At 71.5% G+C, this 26,776-nt stretch carries 21 protein-coding genes; 11 read left to right on the forward strand and 10 right to left on the reverse strand.

The genetic code is table 11. The annotated features are described in order from the left end of the window. The first annotated feature begins 19 nt into the window (after positions 1–19). The gene (locus SAVERM_RS19505; protein WP_010985205.1) at positions 20–538 is read left to right on the forward strand and encodes a Pycsar system effector family protein; all 519 of its coding nucleotides are present in this window, start codon (positions 20–22) and stop codon (positions 536–538) included. Positions 539–606: 68 nt separating this feature from the next. Here the strand turns inward: SAVERM_RS19505 and SAVERM_RS19510 are convergent, their stop codons facing one another. Together SAVERM_RS19510 and SAVERM_RS19515 are read right to left on the reverse strand one after the other, a co-directional pair. Beyond that, entirely contained in the window at positions 607–1,347 is a 741-nt protein-coding gene (locus SAVERM_RS19510) for a Crp/Fnr family transcriptional regulator (RefSeq protein ID WP_010985206.1), read from the reverse strand. Positions 1,348–1,464: 117 nt separating this feature from the next. Then, positions 1,465–2,697, reverse strand: a complete 1,233-nt coding sequence (locus SAVERM_RS19515; protein WP_010985207.1) for an MFS transporter — start codon at positions 2,695–2,697, stop codon at positions 1,465–1,467. 58 nt (positions 2,698–2,755) lie between these two features. Between SAVERM_RS19515 and SAVERM_RS19520 the strand changes: the two genes are divergently transcribed. The 3 genes from SAVERM_RS19520 to SAVERM_RS19530 all read left to right on the forward strand — a co-directional run bounded on the left by SAVERM_RS19520 (position 2,756) and on the right by SAVERM_RS19530 (position 5,230). Continuing rightward, a complete protein-coding gene (locus SAVERM_RS19520) occupies positions 2,756–3,739 on the forward strand; it encodes an ArsR/SmtB family transcription factor (RefSeq protein ID WP_010985208.1) in 984 nt (327 codons plus the stop codon). A gap of 9 nt (positions 3,740–3,748) precedes the next feature. Continuing rightward, positions 3,749–4,258, forward strand: a complete 510-nt coding sequence (locus SAVERM_RS19525) for a glutathione peroxidase (RefSeq protein ID WP_010985209.1) — start codon at positions 3,749–3,751, stop codon at positions 4,256–4,258. Between the two features lie 72 nt (positions 4,259–4,330). Beyond that, entirely contained in the window at positions 4,331–5,230 is a 900-nt protein-coding gene (locus tag SAVERM_RS19530; RefSeq protein ID WP_010985210.1) for a MerR family transcriptional regulator, read from the forward strand. Between the two features lie 65 nt (positions 5,231–5,295). On the opposite strand, the gene SAVERM_RS19535 is transcribed toward SAVERM_RS19530, so the two are convergent. Together SAVERM_RS19535 and SAVERM_RS19540 are read right to left on the reverse strand one after the other, a co-directional pair. Continuing rightward, the gene (locus SAVERM_RS19535) at positions 5,296–7,269 is read right to left on the reverse strand and encodes an MFS transporter (protein WP_010985211.1); all 1,974 of its coding nucleotides are present in this window, start codon (positions 7,267–7,269) and stop codon (positions 5,296–5,298) included. A gap of 174 nt (positions 7,270–7,443) precedes the next feature. Continuing rightward, on the reverse strand, positions 7,444–10,125 hold the full coding sequence (locus SAVERM_RS19540; protein WP_078234479.1) for a D-alanyl-D-alanine carboxypeptidase: 2,682 nt from the start codon (positions 10,123–10,125) through the stop codon (positions 7,444–7,446). Positions 10,126–10,348: 223 nt separating this feature from the next. Between SAVERM_RS19540 and SAVERM_RS19545 the strand changes: the two genes are divergently transcribed. The 3 genes from SAVERM_RS19545 (at position 10,349) to SAVERM_RS19555 (ending at position 12,830) form a co-directional block, all read left to right on the forward strand. Further along, entirely contained in the window at positions 10,349–11,104 is a 756-nt protein-coding gene (locus SAVERM_RS19545) for a GOLPH3/VPS74 family protein (RefSeq protein ID WP_010985213.1), read from the forward strand. 429 nt (positions 11,105–11,533) lie between these two features. Next, on the forward strand, positions 11,534–12,391 hold the full coding sequence (locus SAVERM_RS19550; protein WP_010985214.1) for a helix-turn-helix domain-containing protein: 858 nt from the start codon (positions 11,534–11,536) through the stop codon (positions 12,389–12,391). Between the two features lie 229 nt (positions 12,392–12,620). Further along, complete coding sequence (locus tag SAVERM_RS19555; RefSeq protein WP_010985215.1) at positions 12,621–12,830, forward strand: DUF397 domain-containing protein; 210 nt, start codon at positions 12,621–12,623, stop codon at positions 12,828–12,830. Between the two features lie 217 nt (positions 12,831–13,047). Here SAVERM_RS19555 and SAVERM_RS19560 read toward each other — a convergent pair whose 3' ends face one another. After that, positions 13,048–13,902, reverse strand: coding sequence for a hypothetical protein (locus tag SAVERM_RS19560; RefSeq protein WP_010985216.1), 855 nt, complete (start codon positions 13,900–13,902; stop codon positions 13,048–13,050). A gap of 89 nt (positions 13,903–13,991) precedes the next feature. Here SAVERM_RS19560 and SAVERM_RS19565 point away from each other — a divergent pair, with 89 nt between their 5' ends. Then, entirely contained in the window at positions 13,992–14,777 is a 786-nt protein-coding gene (locus tag SAVERM_RS19565; protein ID WP_010985217.1) for an SDR family oxidoreductase, read from the forward strand. 232 nt (positions 14,778–15,009) lie between these two features. Next, entirely contained in the window at positions 15,010–16,578 is a 1,569-nt protein-coding gene (locus tag SAVERM_RS19570; protein WP_010985218.1) for a sodium:solute symporter family protein, read from the forward strand. 40 nt (positions 16,579–16,618) lie between these two features. Here the strand turns inward: SAVERM_RS19570 and SAVERM_RS19575 are convergent, their stop codons facing one another. Then, complete coding sequence (locus SAVERM_RS19575; RefSeq protein WP_010985219.1) at positions 16,619–17,734, reverse strand: ADP-ribosylglycohydrolase family protein; 1,116 nt, start codon at positions 17,732–17,734, stop codon at positions 16,619–16,621. A gap of 161 nt (positions 17,735–17,895) precedes the next feature. On the opposite strand from SAVERM_RS19575, the gene SAVERM_RS19580 reads away from it, so the two are divergent. Beyond that, positions 17,896–19,302, forward strand: a complete 1,407-nt coding sequence (locus SAVERM_RS19580; protein ID WP_010985220.1) for an FG-GAP-like repeat-containing protein — start codon at positions 17,896–17,898, stop codon at positions 19,300–19,302. Positions 19,303–19,435: 133 nt separating this feature from the next. Here the strand turns inward: SAVERM_RS19580 and SAVERM_RS19585 are convergent, their stop codons facing one another. From SAVERM_RS19585 to SAVERM_RS19595, 3 genes are all read right to left on the reverse strand, one after another. Then, the gene (locus SAVERM_RS19585) at positions 19,436–20,614 is read right to left on the reverse strand and encodes an acyltransferase family protein (protein ID WP_010985221.1); all 1,179 of its coding nucleotides are present in this window, start codon (positions 20,612–20,614) and stop codon (positions 19,436–19,438) included. A gap of 239 nt (positions 20,615–20,853) precedes the next feature. Next, positions 20,854–21,066, reverse strand: a complete 213-nt coding sequence (locus SAVERM_RS19590; RefSeq protein WP_037644723.1) for a hypothetical protein — start codon at positions 21,064–21,066, stop codon at positions 20,854–20,856. A 195-nt stretch (positions 21,067–21,261) separates the two neighbouring features. After that, positions 21,262–23,328, reverse strand: a complete 2,067-nt coding sequence (locus SAVERM_RS19595; protein ID WP_010985223.1) for a LamG domain-containing protein — start codon at positions 23,326–23,328, stop codon at positions 21,262–21,264. A 287-nt stretch (positions 23,329–23,615) separates the two neighbouring features. Here SAVERM_RS19595 and SAVERM_RS19600 point away from each other — a divergent pair, with 287 nt between their 5' ends. Further along, a complete protein-coding gene (locus SAVERM_RS19600; protein WP_010985224.1) occupies positions 23,616–23,969 on the forward strand; it encodes an SCO4225 family membrane protein in 354 nt (117 codons plus the stop codon). Positions 23,970–23,975: 6 nt separating this feature from the next. Here the strand turns inward: SAVERM_RS19600 and SAVERM_RS19605 are convergent, their stop codons facing one another. After that, positions 23,976–26,561, reverse strand: coding sequence for a bifunctional FO biosynthesis protein CofGH (locus tag SAVERM_RS19605; protein WP_010985225.1), 2,586 nt, complete (start codon positions 26,559–26,561; stop codon positions 23,976–23,978). Positions 26,562–26,776: the final 215 nt, after the last annotated feature.

Genomic DNA, 26,776 nt, shown 5'->3' on the forward strand with positions numbered 1-26,776 from the left:
ACCGTCACGAGGAGAACGCATGCCGTCCGCCGGTGCCGATCCGGACAACCGCCCCGCGCAGTACATGTTCACCGCCCTGCAGACCACCCATCAGCACGCGGACACCAAGGCCGGGATCCTGGCGGCCGCGCAGGCGGCGCTGGTCGGCACGGCCGACACCTGGAGCCGGCAGGCCCTGCACACCGTGGAGCGGGGTGGAGCGGCGGGCGTGCTCGCCGGGACGCTGCTCACCCTGTTCCTGGGCGGCCTGTTCGTCGGCGCCGGCTGTCTGGCGGCGACGCTGCGGCCCCGGGTGCTGCACTCCGCGCACGCCAACAGATACAGCTTCGTCCACCTCGCCTCGGGCCCCGACATCCTGCCCGCCGAGGCTCCCGGCGCCGACGAGGCGACCGATCGGCGGGAGCTGTCCCACACGGTCAGGTTTCTCGCGCGGGTGGCGCTGCGGAAGTACCGGTGTCTGACCGGTGCCGTGGTGTGCACGGCGGTGATGGGGACCAGCGCGGGGCTGTTCGTGGTGCTGCGTCCCGTACTGGCCTGAGTGCCGAAGGAGGCTCAGCCGCCGGGGCTTTTGGGGGCCGTCAGGGACTCTGGTGCCTTAGGGGGCCGTCAGGACCCTTGGGGTTCGTGGCCTTCGTGGCCTTCGCGGCCTTCGGGCGCCAGGTTCGCCAGCTGCCTCAGCCGGGGCAGGTCCCGGACGACCGTCGAGCGGTAGCCGGTCTCCAGCAGACCGCCCTCACGCAGTTCGCGCAGCCCCTTGTGGATCGTCGTCTCGGCGGCCCCGGTGAGCGCGGCCATCTCCGGCTGCGTCAGCCGGCAGCCGACGACGACGCCGCCGTCCGTCGGGCGCCCGTAGGAGGTGGCGAGCTCCACCAGGAGCCGGGCCAGCCGCACCTTGGCCGGATAGCCGCGGAAGTCCAGGCGCCGCCGGTTCGCCCAGCGCAGCCGGTCCGCGACGATGCCGGCCAGGGCCATGGACACCTCCGGGCGCCGCATCAGCAGACCGTGCAGCACCCCGGGTTGCAGCACCCGGGCCGTCATCGGCCCGCACGCGGTCACCGTGGCCGAGCGCGGCGCCCCGTCCATGGCCGCCATCTCCCCGATCGAGTCGCCGCCGACCCGGACGGCGAGCAGCGACGTCTCGCCGTTCTCCACGGTCGCGGTCACCTTGGCGAAGCCGGACAGCAGCAACAGGACATGCCGGTCGTGCGCGCCCTCGGTCAGCAGCACCTCACCCGGCTCGAACCGCGTCTCGACACCCAGGCCGAGCAGTTCCCGCCGCGCGGGCGGCGACAGCACCCCCAGCAGACTGCGGGCAGGCCACTCCTCGGAGTCGTACGGCGTGAACACGGTTCCCCCCGGCAGTTCGGCGACTACGCCTCAATCCTGCCGCCGACCACGCCCCCGGGCGAGGAACTCTCACCACCCGGTCCCGCCGACTTCGCGTGTGGCACGACCGGCCTTCATTCAGGAGGAGTTCACTCCGGATCGCCTTTCCTTCGGCGCGGACACCTCCGGGTGTCGGCGGTCCCGGGACGCGGCGCCGCGACGGAGGAGGGACGGTGCCAGTGTCAGGGTCACGGTGATCGAGGCGACGGCCATGATCGTCATCGCCGGGCCGGGTGAGGTGAGTTGGGCGACGCCGCCCGCCAGTGCGGCGCTCACGCCCTGCATGGTCAGCATGCCCGAGGTGTGCAGTCCGAGGCCGTGGCCGCTCAGTTCGTCCGGGATCAGGGACACCAGCCGCTCCTGCTGGATCAGGCTCGAACCGAAGCCGATCGAGGCGACGGCCACGCACGCCGTCGCCAGGGCCACCCCCGGCCGGAGCGCGAACAGCAGGTACGGCGCCGCGAGCAGCAGCAGGAACGGGATGCCCAGGCGGGCCCGCACCCGGGGCGCAAGGAAACGGCCCGTCGTCACGTCCCCCACGAACATGCCGAACGCCGCGAAGGCGAACAGCGCGCCCGCCCGGCTCGGCGCGTACGACACGAACAGCGACTCGCAGCCGACGATCAGGCCGTTGGGGATCCAGAGGAGGAGGTAGAGGGTGCGGCGCTCGGGCGAGGAGAACAGGCGCGCGTTCGTGCGCCAGGTCTGTACGACGGACGGGCGGCCGGAGGCGCGCGGGGCGCGGCCGGTCAGGCCCAGGCGGGCGGTGAGGGCCGACGCCAGGTAGAGCGCCGCCGCCGCGAGGAGCGTGACCCGTGGGGACAGCAGCGCCACCAGGACGCCGCCCGTCGCGTACCCCGTGATCTGTGCGACCCCGCTCATCATGTTGAACACCGAACGGCCCAGCAGATAGCCCTCCTTGGCGAGGATCTCGTTCAGCAGGCCCCACAGAACTCCGCCGCCGAGCGACTGGACCAGGCCGAGGAGCAGCAGCAGGACGAAGATCGTCCAGACCGGGAGACCGGGTGCCGCCATCACCGCCGTACCGAGCGCGAAGGCGAGCGCGATGCCCGCCACGGTCGCCCGCGGCGGCAGCCGGTCCGCCGCCGACAGGAGGGTCGTCGCGCCCACGACCTGCGCCAGCGACGGGCCGAACATGCTCAGGGCGGAGAGCAGCGGCGAGTCCGTCGCCCGGTACACCAGCGTGCCGAGGGCCAGACCGCTCACCGTGGCGGCCGCGGTGCGGAAGCAGGAGGACACGAACAGCGGGGTGAACTCCCGCGTGCGGAAGAGGTCGGAGTAGCTGCGCATGCGCGGAGTCTCGGACGGCGTACGCGGGGGCCGTTATTGTTTCGCGGGGAGGCGAAACATGGGCTGGTGGCAGGTCAACGCCGACACTCTCGCCGGCTGCCGCTTCGTACTGTCACCGCTCGCCGAGACCTTCGCGAGCCTGAAGCTGCTGCACGCGGGGGTCGCCTCGCACCCCGGTGAGCGCGGCTGGCTCGACGCCCACCTGCCCGCGTACCGGGAGCTGCTGGCGGCCGATCCGGTCGCCGCGCAGCTGGTGCGCTCCGGGCTCGGGCGGGACTGGATCGCCGACTTCTTCACCCCCGCCCCGCGGGAGAGGGAGACCTTCGAGGAGGAGGTCGCCCGGGTCCGTTCGGCTTCCCCCGAAGCGGCCCGCGGCCACCTCACCGTCTCCCTGCGCGGCCCGCTCCCCGCCCGCCTGCACCGCGACGACCTCCCTGAACGCGCCGCCGACCTCCTCACCTGGCTCTGGACCGAGGCCGTACGCCCGTACTGGGCCCGGCGGCGGCGCGTCCTCGAGGCCGATGTCGTCGCGCGGACCGCGCAGTTGGGCCGGGGCGGCTGGGCGGCCGTGCTGGACGAGCTGCGGCCGGGGACGCGCTGGCTCGGCGAGAACCGGTTCCAGGTCAATCCGCACGCGTACCCGCCGCGCGAGATCTCCGGCGCCCAGCTGTTCTTCGTACCGGTCACCCCGCAGCGGATCGGCTGGGTGAGCTGGGAGGAGCCCCACCGGTACGCCGTCGTCTACCCGTGCGCGGGCGTCCTGGCCGGCGGCGGGTCCGAGGCCGTGCCCGCGAGCCTCGGCGCGCTGCTCGGGCCCGCGCGGGCCGCCGTGCTCGTCCTCCTCGGCTCTCCCCTGTCCACCTCCCAGCTGGTCGCCGTGACCGGGCAGCGGCTGGGGTCGGTCGGGCGGCATCTGCGCGTGCTGCTGGACGCGCGGCTGGTGGAGCGGCGGCGGGCGGGCCGGTCGGTGCTCTACTCGCGGACACCGGCCGGTGAGGTCCTGGTCAAGGCCCAGAGCGGGGACGACACCGAGCGGAGTTAGCATCCGCTCATGACTACAGACAACGCTGCCACCTCTGTCCTCGACACCGAGATCGACGCGCTCCAGGGCGGTTCCGCCGACCTTTCGCAGTACGCCGGCAAGGCCGTCCTCATTGTGAACGTGGCCTCCAAGTGCGGGCTGACCCCGCAGTACGCCGGTCTCGAGCGGCTCCAGGAGCGGTACGCGGCCCAGGGCTTCACCGTGCTCGGCGTGCCGTGCAACCAGTTCCTCGGGCAGGAGCCGGGGACCTCCGAGGAGATCGCGGAGTTCTGCTCGGCGACGTACGGCGTGACCTTCCCGCTGACCGAGAAGGTCGAGGTGAACGGGGACGCGCGGCACGCGCTGTACGAGAGCCTCGTGGGCTTCGCCGACGGCGAGGGGCACACCGGCGACATCCGCTGGAACTTCGAGAAGTTCCTCATCGGGCGGGACGGGAAGGTCGTCGCCCGCTTCTCTCCGCAGACCGAGCCGGAGTCGGCCGAGGTCGTGACGGCGGTGGAGCGGCAGCTCGCCGGTTGACCTTGCCCCTGGGGCAAGGACGAGTGTCCTGTGTCACCGGGCGGACGGCGCCCGGTGACGGAGGATGGGCTCGTGGACCGGGAACTCGTGGAACTCGTGGACCAGGAACGTGTGCGCTCGGGTGAGCTGCTCACCATCGGCGCGTTCGCCGCGCGCTCGCGGCTCTCGCCGAAGGCGCTGCGGCTGTACGACCGGCTCGGTCTGCTGCCCCCGGCACACGTCGACGCGACGACCGGCTACCGCTACTACCGCGCCGACCAGGCCGAGCGCGCCCGCATGGTCGCGCTGCTGCGGCGGCTGGACATGCCGCTCGCGCGGATCGCCGAGGTGGTGGAACCGGCCGGGCTCGACGGCCCGTCGGCGGCCGACCGGCTGGCCTGCTACTGGGCGGAAGCCGAAGCGCGGTTCGCCTCGCAGCGGACGCTCGCCGAGTACCTCCGTGGACGACTGTCGGGGAGGAGCTCCGAGATGTACGGGAAGTTCGTGGTCGAGACGGTGGACGTGCCCGAGCAGGTGCTGATCACACAGACACGGCACATCCTGCCGGACGAGCTGCCGACGTGGATCGGGGCGGCGCTGGGGCGTCTGGAGGACGCGGCGCAGGCGTGCGGGGGGACGACCGGGGCGCCGTTCGTCGCGTACCACGCGGAGGTGTCGCAGGAGAGCGACGGGCCGGCGGAGGCCTGCGTGCCGGTCGCCGACGAGGCCGCCGCGCGGGCGTGGGCCGAGGAACACGGGCGGGCCTGGGACACCGGGGTCCGCGTCGAGCCGGCCCGGCGTCTCGCCTACACCCGCATCACGAAGGCCCAGGTGGCAAACCCGCAGATCCACGCGGCCTTCGAGGCGGTGGAGGAGTGGATCGCGGAGCGGGGGCTGAACCACGCGGGGCCGTGCCGGGAGGTGTACTTCGCCGACTGGGACGCGGCGGGGCCTCAGGACGCGGTGTGCGATGTGGCGTTCCCGGTGAGGTGACGGGGCGCGCCGAGGTGGGCTGAGGGGGGTGCGGCGGGGGCGGTTTCACCCCCGCCGCACCCCCCTCACCGCAGCTCTTCAGGGCACGGCGTCCCCCGCGGGAGCTGGTACGGCGCCGCCAGCCGGTAGGTGCCCTTGCCCGGAGCCAGCAGGACCGTCCAGTTGTCTCCGGACTCGTCCTGCTCCTCCTCCATCAGGCAGCCGTTGACGTTGTCGTACGTCTTCGGCGTGCCCTCCTCGCGGTGCTTGGACTCCGCCGTCTCCTGCGGTGGCTTCACGCTCTTGCCCTCGGCGTCGACCAGACCCAGCCACGGGGAGTACGGGATGCGGATGAGGACGCGCCCCGCCTTCTGCACCTCGATCGTCAGCTCCCCCTGCTTCGCCCGGTCCACGACGGCCGGCGGGTCCGCCAGCGGCGTCGGGTCGGTCACCGAGAACAGCTGCCAGTTCGCGTCGCCCCAGATCTGCTTCAGGTACGGCATCCCGCGCTGCACCAGCTGCCGCTCCCGCTGCCCCCCGTCGCCGTCCGGCTCGCCCTTCGGCAGGACGACGTAGTGAACGGCCCAGCGCTGGAGCCACTCGTGGTAGTTCGCGGAGTTGAGTGTGTCGTCGTAGAAGAGCGGGTTGCGCTCCATGTCGGCCTGCCGGTTCCAGCCCCGGGCCAGGTTCACGTACGGGGCGAGCGCCGAGGCCTCCCGGTGCGAGCGCGCCGGGACCACCTCGACACGGCCCTTCTCGGCACCGATCACCTGGAGCTGGTTGACCAGCGGCGCCAGCTCGCGCGCCCAGGACGCCGCCGGAGTCGTATGCATGATGTCGTCGACCGTCTTGAAGCCGATCCAGCCCGTGAATCCGGCGAGGGCGACCACGATCGCGTACCACTTGCGGGTGCGCGGCACGGCGAAGGGGAGGGCCGCCAGCAGGACGACCCCCGCGAAGAGCATCGCGAGCCGGGTGATGTTGGAGCCGATCTGGGAGCTGACCGCCCAGACGCCGAACACGGCGAGCCCGTACACCGCCGCCGTGATCCGTACCGTCTTCCACTCCCGCGGCACCAACAGGTAGACCACCACGGAGAACAGGAACGGCAGGATCGTCGAACCGATGCCCATCGGCTGGGTGCCGGAGAACGGGAACAGCCACGCCGAGACGGCGACCACGACGGTCGGCGCGATACCCAGCGCCCACGCGCCAGGACGGCGCTTCTGGAAGAAGAGGGCCACCGCGATCAGACCGACGAAGAGTCCGGCGACCGGCGACGCGGCGGTGGAGAGCGCGGCGAGCGGCGCCGCGCACAGGGCCTTCGCCCAGCGTTTGTAGCGCCAGCGGTAGGGCCAGCAGAACACGACGGCGGTCGCACCCAGCCCGAACGCCATGCCCAGGCCGTACGTCACCCGGCCCGACACGGCGTTGCACAGCAGCGCGAACACCCCGGCCAGTGCGGGCCACAACGGCTCACGCACCGCCCGGCTGCGTATCAGGATCATCGTCAGCAGCCCCGCCGAGATGGTCCCCGCGATCATCATCGTGGTCCGCACCCCGAGCACGGACATCAGATACGGCGACACCACGCTGTACGACACCGGGTGCATCCCGCCGTACCAGGCCAGGTTGTACGCCGAGTCCGGGTGCCGTCCGACGAACTCCGCCCACGCGTCCTGCGCCGCGAGGTCACCACCGCTGTTCGCGAACGTGAAGAACCAGGCGAGATGCAGGACACCGGCGAGGGCCGTGACGGAGAGGACGGGGTGGCGGTGGATCAGACGACGGAGGCGCGCGAACCGTCCGGCGGGCTCGTGCTCATTGCCGGGGGTGCCGGGGGCGTCCGGGGTCTCCGGGGTGTCGGGACCGCCGAGGGTTTCGGGGGCGTCGTGGGCGCCGAGGGTGTCGGGGGCGTCGTGGGCGCCGAGGGTGTCGGCGGAACCGGGCGGACGCGCGGCGCCGTTCGTGCCGTGCAGGTGCGCGGGCGGCGTTATTCGGGGGGTGGAACTGCTCCCTGGACGGGAGTCATCGGCGTGTGTCGGCTCCACTGCGGCCACTTCAAGGCACTCCCCGTGTCCCGTTTTCTCTTCCCGTTCGGGCCCACGGCCCGCGTTCGACCCCGATTTCGCGACGCTAGCACGCACCCCGCCGGGGAGCCCCCGGGTGGGGGCCCTCCGGCGGGGTCCGATGCCTTTCCCCGTACGCCGCCACGGCTCGCGCCGTACGCCGTTTCAGCTCACTCGGGTGAACTTCGCTCCGTAGCCCGGTTCAGCGAGGTCGGACTGGAGCGCGACCGGGATCGTCACCGCGTGGCTCGAACCGTCGCCGACCGTCAGCTCGCCGACGACCTTGCCCGCCTTCGCCTCGTGCGGAACCGTCGTGTCGCCCGCACCGATCGAGATCTTCGTCTTCAGGCCCGGCCAGCCGACCGCCGTCATGTTCTCGGTGGCGACGACCGGGGTCCGGCCGCCGAGCTGGTCGTCCACGTACCCGACGACCTGCCCCTTCTTCACCACCGGCGCGGAGATCAGGCCCTGCTGGACCTTGTCGATCAGCTTCTGGCTGTTGGTGAGCGCCAGCTGGAGGCTGTCCCAGACCCGGCCGGTGCCGGCGTCCTGGTTCAGCACCGCGCCGTAGATCGTCCGCACCTTGCCGTTCACGGTCTTGGTCGCCGCCCACACGAGGTTGCCGCCCGCGGGCGTCGACGAACCGGTCTTCAGGCCGATCACGCCGACCTGCTTCACCAGCAGGTCGTTGTTGTTGTAGATCGTTCCCTTGAGGCCGGGGATGTCCGCCTTGGCCATGCCGACGATGCTGCGGAACACCTCTTTCTGCATGACCGCCTTCGCCAGCTTCAGCTGGTCGGTGGCCGTGCTCACCGTGGTCTTCTCCAGACCGCTCGGGTCGGTGTACGTGGAGTTCGTCATGCCGAGCTTCTTCGCGGCGGCGTTCATCTTGCCGACGAAGGTCTCGCTGTCGGAGTCCCAACGGGCCAGCAGTCGTGCCGCGTTGTTCCCGGACGGGATCATCAGCATCTGGAGCATCTGCCGCTCGGTGAACTTCTGGCCCTTGGTCATGGCCGCCGTCGACTCGTCCTCGTTCTTGGACTCGTCCTCGGCCTGCTGGTCGACGGTGATCTTGTCGCCGGCCGCGGTCCCCTTGAGCGGGTGCTCCTCGAGGATGACGTACGCCGTCATGATCTTGGCGACGCTCGCGATCGGCTTGGGCGCCTGCTTGCCCGCCGTGCCGACGGTGCCGACGCCCTCGACCTCGACGGCGGACTGCCCCTGACCCGGCCAGGGCAGGTCGAGCTTGCCGCCCTCGAAGGTGTACGTCTCGTCGGCGGTCAGCCCCAGGGTGGGGGTGGGCAACGGACGTACGGCCTGTGCGACCGCAAACACGACGACCAGCAGGATGAGCAGCGGGGTCCAGATCTTGACCCGCCGGACCATCGTGCGCACCGGGGTCTGCGGGGGCGGCGGAGTGTTCGTCAGCTCGGCCAGCAGGTCCAGCGGGGGCTTCGGCGGCAGCGGCTGCTGCGTGGTGCGCTCGGGACCGACCTGCGGGATCGCGGCGGTCGCCTCGGCGGGCGACGGGGCCGGCTTGGGGGCGGTGATGCCCGCGGCGCCCGTGGCGGTGGCACCGGAGGCGGCCGCTCCCGGGGCGGGGGTGGCCTTCGGCTTCGCCGACCCGGGCTCGTCCAGCGGCTTGAGGGCGACGAATTTGCTGGTGCGCTCGGCGGGGGTCTCGGCGGCGGACTTGCCCGAGGGCTTGTCGGCCGGCTTGTCCGTGGACTTGCCCGAGGGCTTGTCGGCGGACTTGGCGGTGGCCGGCTTGCCCGACGGCTTTTCAGTGGCCTTGTCCGCGCCCGACTTGTCGCCGGCGGGCTTGGTGGAGCCCAGCTTCAGCATGGTCGTGGGCTGGTCCACCGCCGGCCGCCGTACGGCCTTGAAGATGGCGGTGGGCTGGTCGACGGGGGACTGCTCCTCGACAGCGTCCTCCGCGGACGCGCCGCCCTCGGCCTTCCCGGACGCGTCGCTCCCGGCCTTATCGGAGGCGCCGCTCCCGACCTTCGCGGACGCGCCGCTCCCGGCCTTCTCGGACGCCTTCTCGGACGCGTCGCTCCCGGCCTTGGCAGTCGCCGCCGCGGCCTTCTCCGCGGCCTTGTCGGCCTTCCCGCGCGCTTCCGCGGCGTCGGGCTCCCCCTTGGGCTCGCCGTCCGCCTTCTCCGCCGCGGACTTCTCCGCCGCGGACTTCTCCGCCGCGGGCTTCTCCGCCTCGGGCTTCTCCTCGGGCTTCTCCTCAGGCTCGTCGGCGGCCTCCTCTGAGGCTCCCTCAGCCGCGGATTCGCCCTGAAGCTCATCCCCAGGCTCGTCCCCAGGCTCGTCCCCAGGCTCGTCCCCAGGCTCGTCCCCAGGCTCGACGTCGGCCTCCTCGGAGGCCTCCTCGCCCTTGGCGCCGCCCTTGTCGCCACCCTCGTCGTCGGCCCCGCGCACCCAGGCCGCCACCGCCGCCCGCAGCCGGGCGTCGCCCTTCCCGCCGATCCCCTCGGTCTCACCGGTGTCCGCGGCGTCCGCGGCGTCCGCGGCGTCCGCGGTCTCAACGGTCCCGGCGGTCTCCGAGGACGCCGACGTCGTCGAGGCACCCTCGGAGGCACCACCCGTACCCGCAGGCGCCGTCGCGGCGACCTCCGCCTCCTTCAGCGCCCGCGTCGAGAACACCGCCGTCGCCTGGTCGACCCGGACCGTCTCCCGGGCCACCGCCAGGCGGGGGTCACCGGAAACCTTCGCCGCGCTCACCGGTGGCTGCGTCGGCCCCGGGACCGCCGCGGGGCTCCCCGACGTCGGTTCTGCCGACGACTCATGCTGCTTCGACCTGTCGGGGGACTCGCCCGCCACCGATGCCTCCTCCATGCGCCGCACGCCCACGAGCGCGCCTGACCGAACCGTGAATCCTCGCCCGGACACCGCATTACACCGCTGTCCGAACCATGTACCAGTGTCCTGTGTGCGGGCTTAACCCCTGCGGTAGACGAGAACGACATATCTACCGGTTCCACCACGAACCGGTCACGCGCTCTCGACAGACCAATGTGAGAGGGGTCACCCTGTCATTCATCCACGCGGGGAGGCATGGATGGGCAGGAGCCGCAGAACAATTCCGGAGGAGCTTCTGCTGCTGGCGTTGGACCCGACCACGGGTACCACCGCACAGCCGCAGTCGCTCGACCTCGGTCTGGCCGGAGCACAGCTAGTGGAGCTGGCGCTGGCCGGACGGATAGCCCCAGACGGGGATCGTATCGCCGTGGTGGCGCCACGGCCGACAGGAGATCCAACACTGGACTGTGCGTTGGAACTGCTTCGCCGACGCGGAGCACCCGTACGCGCGGTGAACTGGATTGGCGGACCCCGGCTGGGGTTGCGCCAGACCTATCTCTCGCATCTGGAGAGGTGCGGCATGGTGCATGCCGTGGCCGGCCAGATGTGCGGGGTGCTGCCGACGACTCGCTACCAGGCGACGGACACGGCGATCAGCCGGGAGATCAAGGCCCGGCTGGACAACGCGATCCGCACCGGCGTCCCGCCGGACCCGCGGACCGCGGCGCTCGCCGCGCTGGCCCATGCGGTCGGTCTCGGCAAGCACCTGTATCCGGGCAATGAGGGACGCTCGTCCCGCTCCCGGCTACGGGACCTGATCAGGCATGACCCCATGGGCGGCCTGGTGGCCCACGCGGTCATGGACGTTCAGAACGGTGTGGCCGCTCAGCCACGCCGCAGCCCGGCACCGGCCGGCCGCCAGGCCGCCCCCGGAGCCAGGCCCGCACCGGAACCCGCCAGGGGAATGCCGATGCAACCGCGCCACGGATCCATGGCGCGCGCCGTGGCCCACTGAGCCGCAGTCCCACGGCATCGCACCACCAGCAGCACCCGCACCACCAGCAGTACCAGCACCGCCAGTACCGCCAGTACCTCAGTGCCGCACCGCAGTCCCCAAGACCCGGTTCGGGAGCCGCTGGTCCGCGCGGGGCGATGAGGCCGTACGTCCGGACGACGACACGGCTCCATCGCCCCGCGCGGCCGCATACGCACCCCGCACGCCGTGCGCGCCCCGTACGCGACACACCCGCCGTACGGGCCATACGCACGGCGCACACCACGCACGCCATACATGCCGCATATCCCCGATATAACGGCTTGATCTCCGAACTGGCGTGTACGCAGCGCATATCCGCCGTTTCCCAGCGGTAGAAAGCACCTTGGTGGCAGTCTGCTCAACAGCAGATACGCAAAGTAGAGGCCCGCAGCCGGAGGTGCACGTCCCGTGGCGTCCAATGTCGATCCCACCGTCCGGCGACGCCGACTGGGTCAGGAACTGCGCCGGCTCCGTGAACTCAAGGGCATGACGGCCGAAGAGGTCGCCGAGCGGCTGCTGGTCTCCCAGTCGAAGATCAGCCGGCTGGAGAACGGACGGCGCAGTATCAGCCAGCGCGACGTCCGCGATCTGTGCGGAGTCTACGAGGTCGAGGACCACCGGATCGTCGATTCGCTGATGCAGATGGCCAAGGACTCGCGCCAGCAGGGCTGGTGGCACTCCTTCGGCGACATCCCGTACAGCGTGTACATCGGCCTGGAGACCGACGCGGCGTCCCTGCGCGTCTACGACCCCCAGGTCGTCCCCGGTCTGCTCCAGACCCGCCCCTACGCGGAGGCGCTCATCGCGGGCGCGCTGCCGGAGACGGCCCCGGGCGACATCGACAAGCGCGTCCAGGTGCGCCTGCGCAGGCAGGAACGAATCTCCGCACCGGACAACCCCCTGCGCCTGTGGACCGTCCTCGACGAGGCCGCGCTGCGCCGGGTCGTCGGCAACCGGTCGCTGATGCGCGAGCAGTTGGAGCATCTCGTCGAGCAGTCGCAGCTGCCGCACGTCACGGTGCAGGTCATCCCGTTCGATATGGGCGCGCACCCCGGGCTGAACGGGCAGTACGCGATCCTGGAGTTCCCCGACGCGGCCGATTCGAGCGTCGTCTACATCGAGGGCGTCACCAGCGATCTGTACCTGGAGAAAGCGGCCGACGTCCAGAAGTACAGCGTCATGTACGAGCACTTGCGGGCGCAGGCCCTGAACGTGGAGCAATCCCGTCAGTTCATCGCGGACATCGCGAAAGAGTACGCCCGCTGAGGGGCCGGGGAGCGTAAGCGCGGCACCGTACACCTTCACCGGGTTCCGGCGGAAGACCTCAACGGAATATGCCATCCGGTCGAGTGAATAGTCGCTCCGCACGCCGATGTTGGCGAGTAGCGTCGATCACGCCATCAAGCAACAACGTTGGCGCAAACCGCGCCGTGGGTTCGGAGACGAACGCGCTGTGCGGTGACAGCAACACTACGACTGCTAAAGCGGAGCGAACATGGCAATTCAGCAAGGCGCCACGGACACCTGGACCAAGTCCTCGTACTCCACGGGAAATGGCGCGTGCGTCGAGGTCAAGTCCCCGGTCGTCGCGGCGATGGCCGTACGGGACTCCAAGGTCCCGGCCGGCCCCACGCTGGCCTTCCCCGCCGACTCGTGGAACGCCTTCGTGGTCGAGGTGAGCCGGGGAGCCTTCGACCTCGGCTGATGCACCACCGTCACCCACCGCACCACCCCGTGCGCCGACCGAACCACCCAACTGAACACGCACCACCGACAGAGCCCTCTCGACTGGCCCGCCGTCCCGGCCGAGGGGGCCCTCCCCTTTTTTCAGAGCTCGGTTCGCCTCCGGGGCGCAAAGGCCTGTGGTGAGAGGGCGATCGTGCTCGCCCCTTCGGCTCACTCGCTGCGGAGCGCGCCCCGGATCAGCGCAGCCGGTCCACGTACGTGTCCGTCCCCGGGACCGTCGGTATGAACGGCGCCACCAATTCGACTCTCCCCAGGCCGGCTTCGTGCACATCCGTGTCCAGCCCGGTGAAGTACGCCTCCCAGCACTCCCGTGGATCCGCCTCCAGGAACCACAGCAGCGTCAGCCGGGTGTCCACGCCCTCGACCTGCTTCACATACGTCATACGGTCGCCGGGCAGCGGTGTCGGGCGGAACACCGTCACCATCGCGGACGGAGAGCCCGCGAGGCGCCCGGGCAGGTGACGCGAGCGCAGCCACTCCAGCAGCTCGGCACGCCCGGCCGGCCCGTCGGCATCGACGACCTCCACCACAAGGCCCGCGTACGGGTGGTCGAGCGCGTGGAAGTCGCGGGGCCCCACGGCCCCGTCCCGGTACACGGTCGCCTCGTGGTCCTGGAACGCGGTGAAGACGTGCGTACGGTCCTGATACACCCGCCTGTCGCGATTGAGCCGCTTGTTGATGCCCACCGTCCACTTCATGTGGTCGTCGTAGCGGCCGTCGGTGACCCAGTACGTGGAGAGGTAGCAGCCCGCCGAGACGGGCTGGGCGACCGCCGACTTCTCCGGGTAGCGCAGCAGCTGGAGGTCGCGGGTGGCCACCCAGCGGCGCCCGGCGTACATCCAGGGCATCGCCATCGCGCCGGCGTAGTAGTGGTCGTCCTCGTACCAGCGGTTGTACGCGTACTCGTGCCCCGGATGCGGCTCGACCATGGTGATCAGGGCATGGCCCGGGCGGACGCCGTACGGACCCACGGCCGCCAACTCCGCGTACACCTCACTACGGGTGTCCTCACCACGGGTGTCCTCGCTCATGTCGCTCCCCTTCCTTCCTCCGCCGGTCGCCCATACTCTGACGCTCCGTCAGACAATGCGCCAGGGCTGGGAAGCCGGGGAGGCCTGCGATGTCACTGCTTCAGGGCAAGACCGTCGTCGTCTCGGGGGTCGGCGCCGGGCTCGGCCACCAGGTCGCGGCGGCCGTGGTGCGCGACGGCGGCAACGCCGTGCTCGGGGCGCGCACGGAGACGAACCTCGCCAAAGCCGCGGCCGCCTGCGACCCGGACGGCGCGCACACGGCGTACCGGGCCACCGACATCACCGACGAGGGCCAGTGCGACGCCCTCGCGGCACTGGCCCGGGAGCGGTTCGGGCGGATCGACGCCGTGGTCCATGTGGCCGCCTGGGACAGCTACTTCGGCGGCCTGGAGGACGCGGACTTCACCACCTGGCAGTCGGTGATCGACGTGAACCTGCTCGGCACGCTGCGGATGACCCGCGCCTGCCTGCCATCGCTGAAGCCGTGCGGCGGCTCGGTCGTCATCATCGGCACACAGTCGTCGGTGGCCGCACCGTCGCAGGTCCGGCAGGCCGCGTACGCGGCGTCGAAGGGCGCGCTGACGAGCGCGATGTACTCCCTGGCGCGCGAGCTGGGCCCGTACCGGATCCGCGTGAACACGGTCCTGCCGGGCTGGATGTGGGGCCCGCCGGTGGAGGCGTACGTCCAGTTCACGGCGCACACGGAGGGCGTACCGGAGGCGGAGGTGCGGCAGCGGCTCGCCGACCGGATGGCGCTTCCCGACCTGGCGACCGACGGCGACGTGGCGGACGCCGCCGTCTTCCTGGCCTCCGACCGGGCGCGGGCCATCACCGGACAGTCCCTGCTCGTGAACGCGGGGGAGCTGATGCGGTAGCCGGGATCCGACGGAACGCGCCGTTCACCCCACTTCATTCGTTCATGTAGCTGAACCAAGGTCAGCAAGCAGAACGATTTTGCCCCCTCTTGACCATCCGGTCGCTTGTCGCCGCCCTGCCCGCGAACTCACGATGAGCGGGCACTTCGCGGCCTTCCTCGCCCCTACCCCGCTCAGGCGAAGTGCCAGCCAGCTGAGCGGAGTTCACAAGGCGGACCCTGGAAGGGGGCACATGAACGGTCTCGACTGGGCCGTCCTGGTCGCGTACTTCGGTGTGATGACCGCGATCGGCGTCTGGTCCCACAAGCGTGTGGACGACGTGAGCGACTTCTTCACCGCGGGCGGCAAGATGCCCTGGTGGCTGTCGGGCATCTCCCACCACATGTCGGGCTACAGCGCGGTGATGTTCACCGGATACGCGGGCATCGCGTACACGTACGGCGTCACGTCCTACGTCACCTGGGCGCTGCCCATCGCCATCGGCGTCGCGATCGGCGCCAAGGCGTTCGCGCCACGGCTCAACCGGCTGCGGTCACGGCTGCACGTCGCCTCGCCGCTGGAGTATCTGAAGGACCGCTACAACGTGCCCACGCAGCAGGCGCTGGCCTGGTCCGGCATCCTGCTGAAGATCGTGGACGTCGGCGCGAAGTGGGCGGCCATCGCGACCCTGCTCAGCGTCTTCACCGGCGTCACGCTCACCCAGGGCATCCTCATCACCGGCGGCATCACCGCCGTGTACTGCACGATCGGCGGCCTGTGGGCGGACGCGCTGACCGAACTCGGCCAGTTCGTCATCCAGTTGCTGGCCGGACTCGCCATGCTGATCATCGCCCTGAACAAGATCTCCGACCAGGGCGGCCTCTCCAAGGCGCTGGACTCGCCCAAGCTGGACGGTCACGCGAACGGCTTCGCCGGCCCGTACCTCACGGTCTTCTTCATCGCGTACCTGTTCATCAAGCTGTTCGAGTACAACGGCGGCATGTGGAACCAGGCCCAGCGCTACATGGCGACGGGCAGCGCCAAGCAGGCCACGCGGTCGGCGTTCCTGTCGGCGGGACTGTGGTTCGTCTGGCCCCTCGTCCTCTTCATCCCCATGTGGCTGTCGCCGCTGCTGGTCACCGCCAAGAAGCCGGACGGGTCCGACGCGTACGGCCTGATGACCGAACAGCTGCTCCCCCACGGTCTGTTGGGACTGGTCGTCGTCGGGTTCTTCTCGCACACGATGGCCATGTGCTCCTCCGACGCGAACGCGATCGCCGCGGTCTTCACCCGGGACATCGTGCCGGTGCTGAACAAGGCGGCGCGGGCGTGGGACACCCGGACGGGCCTGATGGCCGGGCGGGTGACGACGGTCGCGTTCCTGGGCCTGTCGATGGCGGTGGCGACACAGGTCAACTCCCCCACGTTCAAGGACATCATCACCGTGGTGATCAAGTGGGTGGCCGGTCTGATGGGCCCGATCGCGATCCCGTTCATCCTGGGCCTGCTGCGGCCGTTCCGTAAGTCGGGCCCGACGGCGGCGCTGACCAGTTGGGCGTGCGGTCTGCTCGCGTTCTTCTTCATCAACTACAACCTGGACTTCTCCCAGCGCACGGATGTGAAGCTGGAGTACCAGGTGGCGCTGCCGATGGTGATCTCGCTGGTCCTGTACATCCTGATCGGCCTGGTGAAGCCGGAGGACACACCGGAGCGGGACGCGATCATCGAGAAGATCAACACGGACGACGACGGTTCGACGGCGGCCGCGGTGCCGGCGCAGGCGCAGACGGACGGCACGTCCACCAGCCCGACGGGCGTGTGAACGGGCGCCCGTCCATCGTCCGTCCGCGGGTGCCGGCCCCTCACGCCCGCGGATAGCGGGCCAGCCACCCCGGCGAGGACCCGCCCGGCCCGTGCAGGGCCGGGCCCTGGGTCATCTCCATCGCGAAGTCGTCCGCCAGGACCAGCATCGTGGGACGGCCCTCCAGCTCGGCCAGCCAGGCCGGCGGGAGGGCCGTCTCGCCGTGCAGGGCACCCAGCAGCCCCCCGGTCAGCGCCCCGGCCACCCCCGACGGGCCCCCGTGGTTCACCGCGAGACACAGCCCGTGCCGGACGTCCTCCCCCACCAGCGCGCAGTACACGGCGACCGCCAGCAACCCCTCCGCCGTACCGTCCCCGGCCAGCTCCTCCACCCGCGCCGGCGTCGGCATCCCCTGCCGCACCGCACCCAGCGCGTGCTGCAACGCGTCCGCGACCGGCTGCTGCCCCGGCCGCGCCGACAGCAGCTGCAACGCCCGCTGCACGCCCGCGTCCAGGCTCTCGCCGCGCGCCAGGGCATGCACGACGACGGCGTACGCCCCCGCCGCCAGGTACGCCGTGGGGTGTCCGTGCGTCTGCGCCGCGCACTCGACGGCGAGTTGCAGCACCAGCTGCGGCTCCCAGCCGACGAGCAGCCCGAACGGCGCCGAGCGGGCCGCCGCCTCCGGCCCCGTCTCGCCCGGGTTCTTGGGCGCGCCCGGCGTGCCCATGGTCTCGTCGGCCAAGCCCAGCAGACAGGCCCGGGACGGCGAGCGGCGGGCGTACAGCCACTCCTCGCGCGCCAGCCAGCCGTCCTCCTTGCGGCGCTCGTCGGGCCCCCAGTCGTGCTGGGTCGCCGCCCACCGCAGATACGCCCGGTGCAGATCCGTCGGCGGATGCCAGGCGCCCGTGTCCCGGCGGACCTGGGCGCGTATCAGCCCGTCGAGGCTGAAGAGCGTGAGCTGGGTCAGCTGGGTGACCGCGCCGCGCCTGCCGTGCCCGAAGGTCAGGTCGACGAGCCCCAGCGGGCCGTGCGCCTCGCGGATCTCGTCCAGGGAGAGCGCGTCCAGCGGAGCGCCGAGCGCGTCGCCGACCGCCGTGCCCAGCAGCGTTCCGCGCACCCGGCTGCGGAAGTCCTGCTGTTCGGCACGGCCCCAGACGGCACCGGCTGTCGCACCCACCACGCCCTCCTCCCGTCCGCAACGCCCAGCACTGTAATCGAACGGGAACGATCGGCTGAGGGCCACGTTCGATCGCGAGACCATCCGCACCACAACCGTTTCGTACCGCCGATGGTCAACATGAACGACCGACGTACCAAGAACCAACACCGGGAGTCTTCGTGACCCACCGCATCCGCCGTCGTTCCGTACTGGGCTGTGCCGCGCTCGCCGCGCTGCTGACCGCCCCCGTGGCCCTGGCCGCACCGGCCTTCGCCGCGCCCACGACGACGCCGCCGGTGATCGACTTCAACGGCGACGGGTTCGCCGACCTGGCGATCAGCGCGCCGAACGCCACGGTGTCGGGCGTCGGCGAGGCGGGCTACCTCTCGGTCGTGTACGGCTCCTCCGCCGGCGCCGACAGCGCGCACCCGAAGCTGATCACGCGCGCCACCGAGGGCGTGCCCGGGGACGTCACGGAGTACGACGACTTCGGCAGCTGGACGGCGGCCCGCGACCTCGACGAGGACGGCTACACCGACCTGGTCGTCGGCGGCTACCGCACGCCCGTGGTGCTCTGGGGCTCCGCGCAGGGCCTGGGCGGCGGCACCGCGCTCGCCGGGACGACGTACCAGGTGAGCGGCGGCGACATCGACGGCGACGGGCACGCCGACCTCGTCGCCAACGTCGGCGGCTCGCTGGAGGTGCGCTTCGGTCCCTTCACCCGCGCCGGGGTGCCCGCGCGGACCGACACGCTCGCCTTCGACGACGAGGACGGGCCGCAGGGCTTCACCGTCGGCGACGTCACCGGGGACGGCAAGGACGACGTCGTCACCCAGCACGGCTTCGAGGAGATGCAGTACAAGTCCCGCCTGTGGAAGGGCACGTCCACCGGACTGAGCAAGACCTTCCAGTCCTCCGGCCACTACACGGTCGGCGGGGTCATCGCCGACGTGAACAAGGACGGCTACGGCGACTTCATCGCCCGCCAGGTCGACCAGGTCTCCGAGATGATGGAGTACGACGCCGGCGACATCCGCGTCGTCTACGGCTCCGCGTCCGGCTTCTCCACCCGTACCGCGAAGATCAACCAGGACACGACGGGCGTCCCGGGCGTCGGCGAGGCGGGCGACAACAACGCGAACTACGGCGACCAGTTCGGCTACTCGCTCGCCGCCGGTGACGTGACCGGCGACGGCTACCCGGACATCGCGGTGGGCGTGCCCGGCGAGGACATCGACTCGATCCGCGAGGCGGGCTCGGTGGTCCTGCTCAAGGGCGGCCCGTCCGGCCTCACCGGCACCGGGGCGCAGGCCTTCACCCAGTCCACGTCCGGCGTCCCCGGCGCCTCCGAGAAGGGCGACTTCTTCGGCGCCTCGGTGCTGCTCGCGGACGTCAACGCCAACAACCGCGCGGACCTCGCGGTGGGCGCGCCCCAGGAGGACGGTACGTACCAGAACTCGGGCGCGGCCTGGCTCCTGCGCGGCTCGAAGACCGGCCTGACGACCACCAACATCACCTCCTTCGGCCCCAGCACGCTGAACGCCCCGGAGAAAGCTGCCCGATTCGGGGCGAACTTCGCACGCTGAGGTAGGGGGGACGACGGGACGGCGGGCGCACGGGTTCGGCGGGCGTACGGGTTCGGCGGGCGTACGGGTCCGGCGGGTCGGCGCGCCGAGGCCGTGCCGCCCGCTCCTCGACGCGCCGAACCCGGGCCGTCCGCTAGTCGGCCCGGGCCGTGGTCGACTCCGGGTGGGGCTTCGGGGGTGTGGGCCGCGGTGTCGGTCGGGGTGGCGCGGAGCGGCGGTGGCGGAGCAGGAGGCGTCTCGCCGGGCGTTCCACGCCCTCGTACAGGACCCAGGACAGGCCCAGTGCCACGGCGAACGCGGCGGCGGTGGCCGCCAGTCCGAGCAGCATGCCGTAGTGCGGGTACTTCCCCAGCAGATTGGTGCCGGCCCGCAGCACCAGCAGGTGCACCATGTAGAAGGCGAACGAGAGTTCACCCAGCCGCACCAGCCACGGGTGCCGCCACATCGACGGCAGACCGCGCAGGTCGGCGACGGCGGCCGCCGGGATGAGCAGCGCGAACCCGACGACCGTGCACGGCGTCGCCGGGTACCCGGCGGTGACCTGGGGAACGAAGAAGTAGCCGATGATCGTCAGGGCGAGCGAGGCCTCAAGACCCGGCCCGCGCCAGCGGCCGAGGATCACCAGCCGGGCGACGGCCGCGCCGAGGACGAACTCGGGGAGGCGGGCCGCGGGGAAGGAGTTGAGCGGCTGGCTCAGCCAGTGGTGCTCGTCCGCCCGGGCGAGGACCACGACCGCCAGCACCGACAGCCCGGCCAACGCCGTCGACCCCCGGGCGCCGAGGCGGCGCAGCAGGACCGCCAGCAGCGGGAAAGCGGCGTAGAAGAACGCCTCGCAGGCCAGCGACCAGCTGACCGGGTCCAGCGTCTGCCACCACAGGCGCCACCAGGAGTGCACCAGCAGCACATTGGCCACCGCCTGGTGCAGGGTGGGCCTCGGCTGATGGGCCAGGGTGAACCCCATGAGCAGCGCGATCCCGGCGGTGACCAGGTGGACCGGATAGATCCGGGCGATGCGCCGCCGCCAGAAGGCGAGCGCGCGGTCCCCCGGCCGTGCCGACCACATCAGCACGAAGCCGGAGAGGATGAAGAAGAACGACACCCCACTGGCGCCGGCCCCGAACGCCCACGTCGCGATGCGGGCACCGGTGCCGTCGAAGTAGCCGAAGTTGCGCACATGCAGTCCGAAGACCAGCAGCGCGGCCATCCACCGCAGGCCGGTGAGGGACGGCAGCGAGGGCGCCGGCGTGCGGCCGGTCTCGGCCGTGGGCGCGGTGGCGGGCGGCGTCCGGGTTGCTCCGGTCGCCGTGGTCATCGCGTCACCTGCCGTGAGGTAGTCATGGGGGACATGGAGGGGAGCGTTGCCTCTTCGTCACGTTTCATTCCGGGCCCGTAAGGAGCGTCACACCGGGCTCGGCGAGCACCGGCGGTACCACCCCTCCTGGGCTTGGCACTCCACCCAACGACCCGAAATGCGCACAGTCACTGGTGATCACTGGTGGGGGTGTGCAGAGGTTCTTCGAGCAGGTCGCCGGCCACGCCACGTCGATCCACTCACACGGCCCGGACAGCAGACCGGTCAGCCGACGCGGCCGGCAGATGGACCTGGGCGAGCGTCTGGTGCGCCCGCACCAGGTCGTCGCCAAGACCGAGGTAACGCGTCAGATCGGCCAGCGCTTCGTCCGGACGGCCCACGGCCAACAGGGTGACGGCCCGCCGCATCAGATACCGGGCGCCATCCGGGTCGAGGGCGACGGCCGGCTCCACCGCCCGGTCCAGACCGACCGCCGGGCCCCAGGCGGTCAGCCGGTCATGACGGGCTCACGCACCGCACCCAGGACAACGTCGGCCTTCACGACCACAACCAGGTCGTGAAGGCCGACGTCACGCCGGGCCCCGAATTGACCGACGGCAACTACCTGACGGCGGGGCGACCGGTTCAGGTTCGGCGCGCTGCCGGGATCAGCACAGGCAAGGGTCGGTGCCCCAGCCCAGGCCGGTGATGTCGCGGTCCCGCAGCGCCCCCGCGTACGCCTGTACCTCGTCGACGTCGCCGTGCAGGTACTCGCCCCAGCCGTCGGCCGTGTGGCCGCGGCCCACCTGCAACGGGCCCGAGCTGTGCCAGCCGTCCGGGAAGTCCGCGGTCGCGGAGGTGCCGGCGACGCCGTCCAGGTAGAGCTTGACCTGGTCGGTGGCGTCGTCGTACACGACCGCGAGACGGTGGCCCTGCCCCTCGCCGCCGTCCGCCGATTCGATCTGGGACACCACGGTCTCGGCCGCGCCCCGCTCGTCCTTGACCGGCATGACCAGCTGCCAGGCGTGCTCCGACGGCTGGTAGCGCACCTTGAAGGCGTCCGTGTGCTCGCCGGCCTGCGACAGCACGGTCATCGGGTGGGCGGGTTCGGCGTCCGCCAGCCGTACGACGGCGCCGATGGTGAAGCTGCCCGAGGTGTCCGCGACCGGCTGCTCCGTGGCCGCGTAGCCCGTCTCGCCGTCCAGCTGGAGGTGGCCGTCACCGACCAGCGGGAGGGGCACGACGGGGCAGTCCGGGTCGAGCTCCGGCAGGCAGGAGCTGTCCGGGACCCGGTAGACCGTCGCGCCCGCGCCCAGCTTCAGCGGCGCCCTGCCGCTCTGCTCGGGGCTGGCACCGTCCGACGCCGTCTCCAGGGACCAGTGGCCGAGCGACTTCGGCTTGCGGTAGCCGAGTTCGGTGGCCTCGGCGGGTACGACGACCCGGTCGTAGGCGCGGACGTCACCGATGTCGCCCTGCCAGGCCGACAGACCGGAGCCCTGGCCGATCCGGAAGGCGTCGGTGGTCCGCGTGGGCTCGGCCTTCGTCTTCGTACCGGCCTCGTGGCCGTTGACGTAGAGCTGCGCCAGGCCGGTCTCGGCGTCGTACAGGCCGAGGACGTGGGCCCACTCGCCGGTCTCCGGAGCGCCGCCCGAGACCTCCTGGCCGGCGACGGTGAAGGACCACACCGGGCCCTCGTCGCCCCTGCGCAGTCCGAGCCCGGCTCCCGTGGAGCCGGCGCCCTGGCTCACCACCGCCATGTCCCGGTCGGTGCGCTCCGGGCGCACCCACGCGCTGACCGCGAAGGTCCCGTGCGTGTCCACGGCCGGGGCGTCGGGGGTCAGGAACGCCTGGTCGCCGCCGTCGAGGTGGGCGGTGCTGGTGAGGCCGGTGCCGTCCGGCGCGGCTCCCGCGAAGGTCACCCCGGAGCCGGCGCGCGCGGCGGTTCCGGTTTCGGCGGCCGCGCTGGTGGTGCCGGCCGGGTCGGCGAGCTTCCACTGGGAGACGGGGGCGTGGCCGGACTTCACGTTGAATTCGTACGCCGACTGGCCGCTGCTGCGTCCGGCCCGGTCGATCGCGCGGACCGTCAGCCGCTGAGGACCCGAGGCGAGCGGCAGAAAGGGAATGGTGACGGCCCCGCCGGCCTGCTGGGCGCGGACGGTTCCGTAGGGGCCGCCGATGAAGCCGTATGTGTAGGCCACGACGTCGTCCGAGGGCGAGTCCATGGTGAAGTGGCCGTACACGCCCACTCCGTCCACCCAGAACACGTCCTGTGGCTGCGGGTATTCGGGGGAGGAGAGCGCCGCCTTCTCCGGATTCACGTCGTCGTACACGAACTCGCAGGCCGAGCCGTCCTCGCCCGCGGAGCTCCAAGGCGACGTGGTGGTGCCGTCGTTGGCGCGCACCCGCCAGGAGACGACGGTGGTCGGCGGGATGTCGGACGGGAGTTGCAGGGTGAACGGGGTGCCCGAGAGCTTCGCCGTGGTCGTGTAGGTCCTGCGCTGCTCGGCGCCCTCGGTGTCCGTCCACCAGACCTCGAACTCACCGCTGACCTGGGTGCGGTCGGGGTCGTACAGCACCGCGCTCAGTTTCGGCGGTTCCGCCACGTACGGCCGCGCGTCCTCCCCCGCCGCGCACGCCTTGCTCCCGGTCTGGAGGTCCTTCACGAGCGGTCGCGCGGGCGGTGTGTTGCCCGCCGCCGCGGCCGTTCCCGGTGCCGCCAGGACCGTGGCGGCCACGGCCGCCCCCACCGCGGTCCGTCTCAGTCGGCTGTGTCTGGCCAAGTCGTCGCCCTCCCCATGCAATTCCTGAGGCTCGTGGATCACACGAGCCGCAGGAGGCTAACAGGAGTCACTGACACCGCCGTAGCGAATATGTCCCAACTCGCATTCTTGGCAGCTCAGTTGCAGGTGAGTAGCCGTACTCATGCCGGGCCGCGGGCGCAGCCGTCATCTTTGGGTCACAGCCCTCCGGCGCACCGCGCGGAAGGGAGCCCACGCGATCGACCCACCCACCGGAGGACCTCATGGACATCTCCCGCCGCAGCCGTGCCCTGCTCGCCCCGGCCGGGGACAACTGGCTCTCGCGCGTCTATCTGGCCGTGGTCGTCGCCGCGACCGGGTTCGTCCTCTACGACGCCGCGTTCGTCTCCCACCCCGACGCCTCGCTGGCGGCCGTGGTGCCGTGGCTGCTGACCGCCCCGCTGAGCCTGCTCTACACGCTGCTGCCCGACGACGTGCTCAGCGGTGCGCCCACCGGTGTTGCCACGGCCCTCTATGTGGCCGGAATCGCGGTCGCCGCGACGGCCAACGCCGTGTTCATGGGCGTGGCCCTGCGCAGGATCCGCCCGTCGGCCCCGCGCACCGCCGCCAGCGCCTGACTCCCCTCAGTCCAGCACCGGCAGCAGCTCCGGCAGATGCCCGTCGGAAGCCGCGGCCGCCCGCTGCCGCTCCTGCGGCACCTCCCCGTACAAGGTCGTACGCGGCTTCGCCGGACGCCCCGCCGCCTCCGCCACCGCGATCAGGTCCTTGACGGACTTGTACGAGCCGTAACTGGAGCCCGCCATACGGGAGATGGTCTCCTCCATCAGTGTGCCGCCCAGGTCGTTGGCGCCGGAACGGAGCATCTCCGCAGCGCCCTCCGTGCCCAGCTTCACCCAGCTGGTCTGGATGTTGGGGATGTGGGGGTGCAGGAGGAGCCGGGCCATCGCCATCACCGCGCGGTTGTCGCGGGTCGTCGGGCCGGGGCGGGCGATGCCCGCCAGATACACCGGGGCGTTGGTGTGGATGAAGGGGAGCGTCACGAACTCCGTGAAGCCGCCCGTCTGCTGCTGGATCCGCGCGAGCGTGCGGAAGTGGCCGAGCCAGTGGCGGGGCTGGTCCACATGGCCGTACATCATCGTCGAGGACGAGCGGATGCCCAGCTCGTGGGCCGTCGTGATCACCTCGATCCAGGTGGCCGTCGGCAGCTTGCCCTTCGTCAGGACCCAGCGGACCTCGTCGTCCAGGATCTCCGCCGCCGTGCCGGGGATCGAGTCCAGGCCCGCCTCCTTCGCCGCCGTCAGCCACTCGCGGATGGACAGGCCGGTGCGGGTCGCGCCGTTCACCACCTCCATCGGGGAGAAGGCGTGCACGTGCATGCCGGGGACGCGTTCCTTCACCGCCTTCGCGATGTCGAAGTACGCCGTCCCGGGCAGGTCGGGGTGGATCCCGCCCTGCATGCACACCTCGACCGCGCCCACGTCCCACGCCTGCTGGGCACGGTCGGCGACCTGCTCCAGGGAGAGGGTGTACGCGTCCGCGTCCGTGCGGCGCTGGGCGAACGCGCAGAAGCGGCAGCCCGTGTAGCAGACGTTGGTGAAGTTGATGTTCCTGGTGACGATGTAGGTGACGTCGTCGCCGACCGCCGCCTTGCGGACGTCGTCGGCGATGCGGGTGAGCGCGTCCAGCGCCGGGCCGTCCGCGTGCAGCAGGGCCAGCGCCTCGGCGTCGGTGAGCCGGGTGGGGTCGTTCGCCGCCGTCGCCAGGGCCTGGCGGACGTCGGTGTCGATGCGCTCGGGCACCATGCCGGGCGCCGCCGCCTCCCGCAGCGCCTCCCAGTCGCCGTACACGACGTCGAAGTCGTCCCGGCGGTCGCCCGTACGGCCCTCGGTGTCGATGCTGTGATGCAGGTCGGTGCGGCCCTGGGCGACGAACGCCTCCTCCGGCTCCTGCCACGGGTGGCCCTCGACCGTCGCGTCCGCGTGCGCGAGACCGGAGGCGGGGTCCGCGAGGGCCCGTACGTGCGGCAGCAGCCGCGGGTCCAGCCACGGCTCGCCCCGCTGCACGAACTCCGGGTAGACGCACAGGCGTTCACGCAGTTCGAAGCCCGCCTGAGCGGACTGCTCACGCAGGAGGTCGATCTGCGGCCACGGACGCTCCGGGTTCACATGGTCGATGGTCAGCGGGGACACCCCGCCCCAGTCGTCGATCCCGGCGCCGATCAGCCGCCCGTACTCGCTGTCGACGAGGTTCGGCGGCGCCTGGAGGCAGGCGCGCGGTCCCATGATGTGCCGGGCCACCGCCACCGTGGCGATCAGTTCGTCCAGCTCCGCGTCCGGCATCCCGCGCATCGCCGTGTCCGGCTTGGCGCGGAAGTTCTGGATGATCAGCTCCTGGATGCCGTGGTACGCCCGCGAGATCTTCCGCAGCGCGAACAGCGACTCGGCGCGCTCCTCGTACGTCTCGCCGATCCCGATGAGGATGCCGCTGGTGAAGGGGACGGAGGAGCGGCCGGCGTCCTCCAGGACGCGCAGGCGTACGGCCGGCTCCTTGTCCGGGGAGCCGTGGTGCGGGCCGCCGGGCTCCGACCAGAGGCGGGTGGCCGTGGTCTCCAGCATCATGCCCATGCTCGGCGCGACCGGCTTGAGCCGCTGGAAGTCCGTCCACGACATCACGCCCGGGTTGAGGTGGGGCAGCAGCCCCGTCTCCTCCAGGATGCGGATCGAGATGGCCCGTACGTACGCGATCGTGTCGTCGTACCCGTGCGCGTCCAGCCACTCGCGCGCCTCGGGCCAGCGGTCCTCGGGCTTGTCGCCCAGCGTGATCAGGGCTTCCTTGCAGCCGAGGGCGGCGCCCTTGCGGGCGATGTCCAGGACCTCGTCCGGGGACATGAACATCCCGTGCCCGGCGCGGCGCAGCTTGCCGGGGACCGTGACGAACGTGCAGTAGTGGCACTTGTCCCGGCACAGGCGGGTGAGGGGGATGAAGACGCTCTTCGAGTAGGTGATGACTCCGGCGCGGCCGGCCGCTTCCAGGCCCGCGTCACGCACCCGGGCGGCGGAGGCGGTGAGGTCGTCGAGGTCCTCGCCGCGGGCCTGGAGGAGCACGGCCGCCTCGGTGACGTCGAGTGCGACACCGTCCCGCGCCCGTTTCAGCGCGCGCCGCATGGAGTTCGCCGTGGGCCCGGTTCCGGAGGTCGCGGAGGTCGTCATCCCTCGAGCATACGTTTGCGGTGATCAGGCCTACAGAGTCCGCGGGTATTCCTCCCGCGCCGGGGATCGTCATCGGCCACCCCGGCGGCGGCCGATTCCCGACGCCCACCGGTGTCTTCCTCTCCCGCTTCCCTTCCCTTGCCCGGGAGTTCACGGCTGAATACCAGGGTGGTACGCGCCACCCCTGCACCACCCATGTCACCCGACATCCTGGG

The sequence above is a fragment of the Streptomyces avermitilis MA-4680 = NBRC 14893 genome, assembly GCF_000009765.2.
Classification (GTDB): Bacteria; Actinomycetota; Actinomycetes; order Streptomycetales; family Streptomycetaceae; genus Streptomyces; species Streptomyces avermitilis.

Coding starts and splice junctions, on each gene's coding strand:
- SAVERM_RS19505 (WP_010985205.1), top strand. CDS start 20: ATGCCGTCCGCCGGTGCCGATCCGGACAACCGCCCCGCGCAGTACATG.
- SAVERM_RS19515 (WP_010985207.1), bottom strand. CDS start 2,697: ATGCGCAGCTACTCCGACCTCTTCCGCACGCGGGAGTTCACCCCGCTG.
- SAVERM_RS19520 (WP_010985208.1), top strand. CDS start 2,756: ATGGGCTGGTGGCAGGTCAACGCCGACACTCTCGCCGGCTGCCGCTTC.
- SAVERM_RS19525 (WP_010985209.1), top strand. CDS start 3,749: ATGACTACAGACAACGCTGCCACCTCTGTCCTCGACACCGAGATCGAC.
- SAVERM_RS19540 (WP_078234479.1), bottom strand. CDS start 10,125: ATGGAGGAGGCATCGGTGGCGGGCGAGTCCCCCGACAGGTCGAAGCAG.
- SAVERM_RS19545 (WP_010985213.1), top strand. CDS start 10,349: ATGGGCAGGAGCCGCAGAACAATTCCGGAGGAGCTTCTGCTGCTGGCG.
- SAVERM_RS19555 (WP_010985215.1), top strand. CDS start 12,621: ATGGCAATTCAGCAAGGCGCCACGGACACCTGGACCAAGTCCTCGTAC.
- SAVERM_RS19560 (WP_010985216.1), bottom strand. CDS start 13,902: ATGAGCGAGGACACCCGTGGTGAGGACACCCGTAGTGAGGTGTACGCG.
- SAVERM_RS19565 (WP_010985217.1), top strand. CDS start 13,992: ATGTCACTGCTTCAGGGCAAGACCGTCGTCGTCTCGGGGGTCGGCGCC.
- SAVERM_RS19570 (WP_010985218.1), top strand. CDS start 15,010: ATGAACGGTCTCGACTGGGCCGTCCTGGTCGCGTACTTCGGTGTGATG.
- SAVERM_RS19585 (WP_010985221.1), bottom strand. CDS start 20,614: ATGACCACGGCGACCGGAGCAACCCGGACGCCGCCCGCCACCGCGCCC.
- SAVERM_RS19600 (WP_010985224.1), top strand. CDS start 23,616: ATGGACATCTCCCGCCGCAGCCGTGCCCTGCTCGCCCCGGCCGGGGAC.
- SAVERM_RS19605 (WP_010985225.1), bottom strand. CDS start 26,561: ATGACGACCTCCGCGACCTCCGGAACCGGGCCCACGGCGAACTCCATG.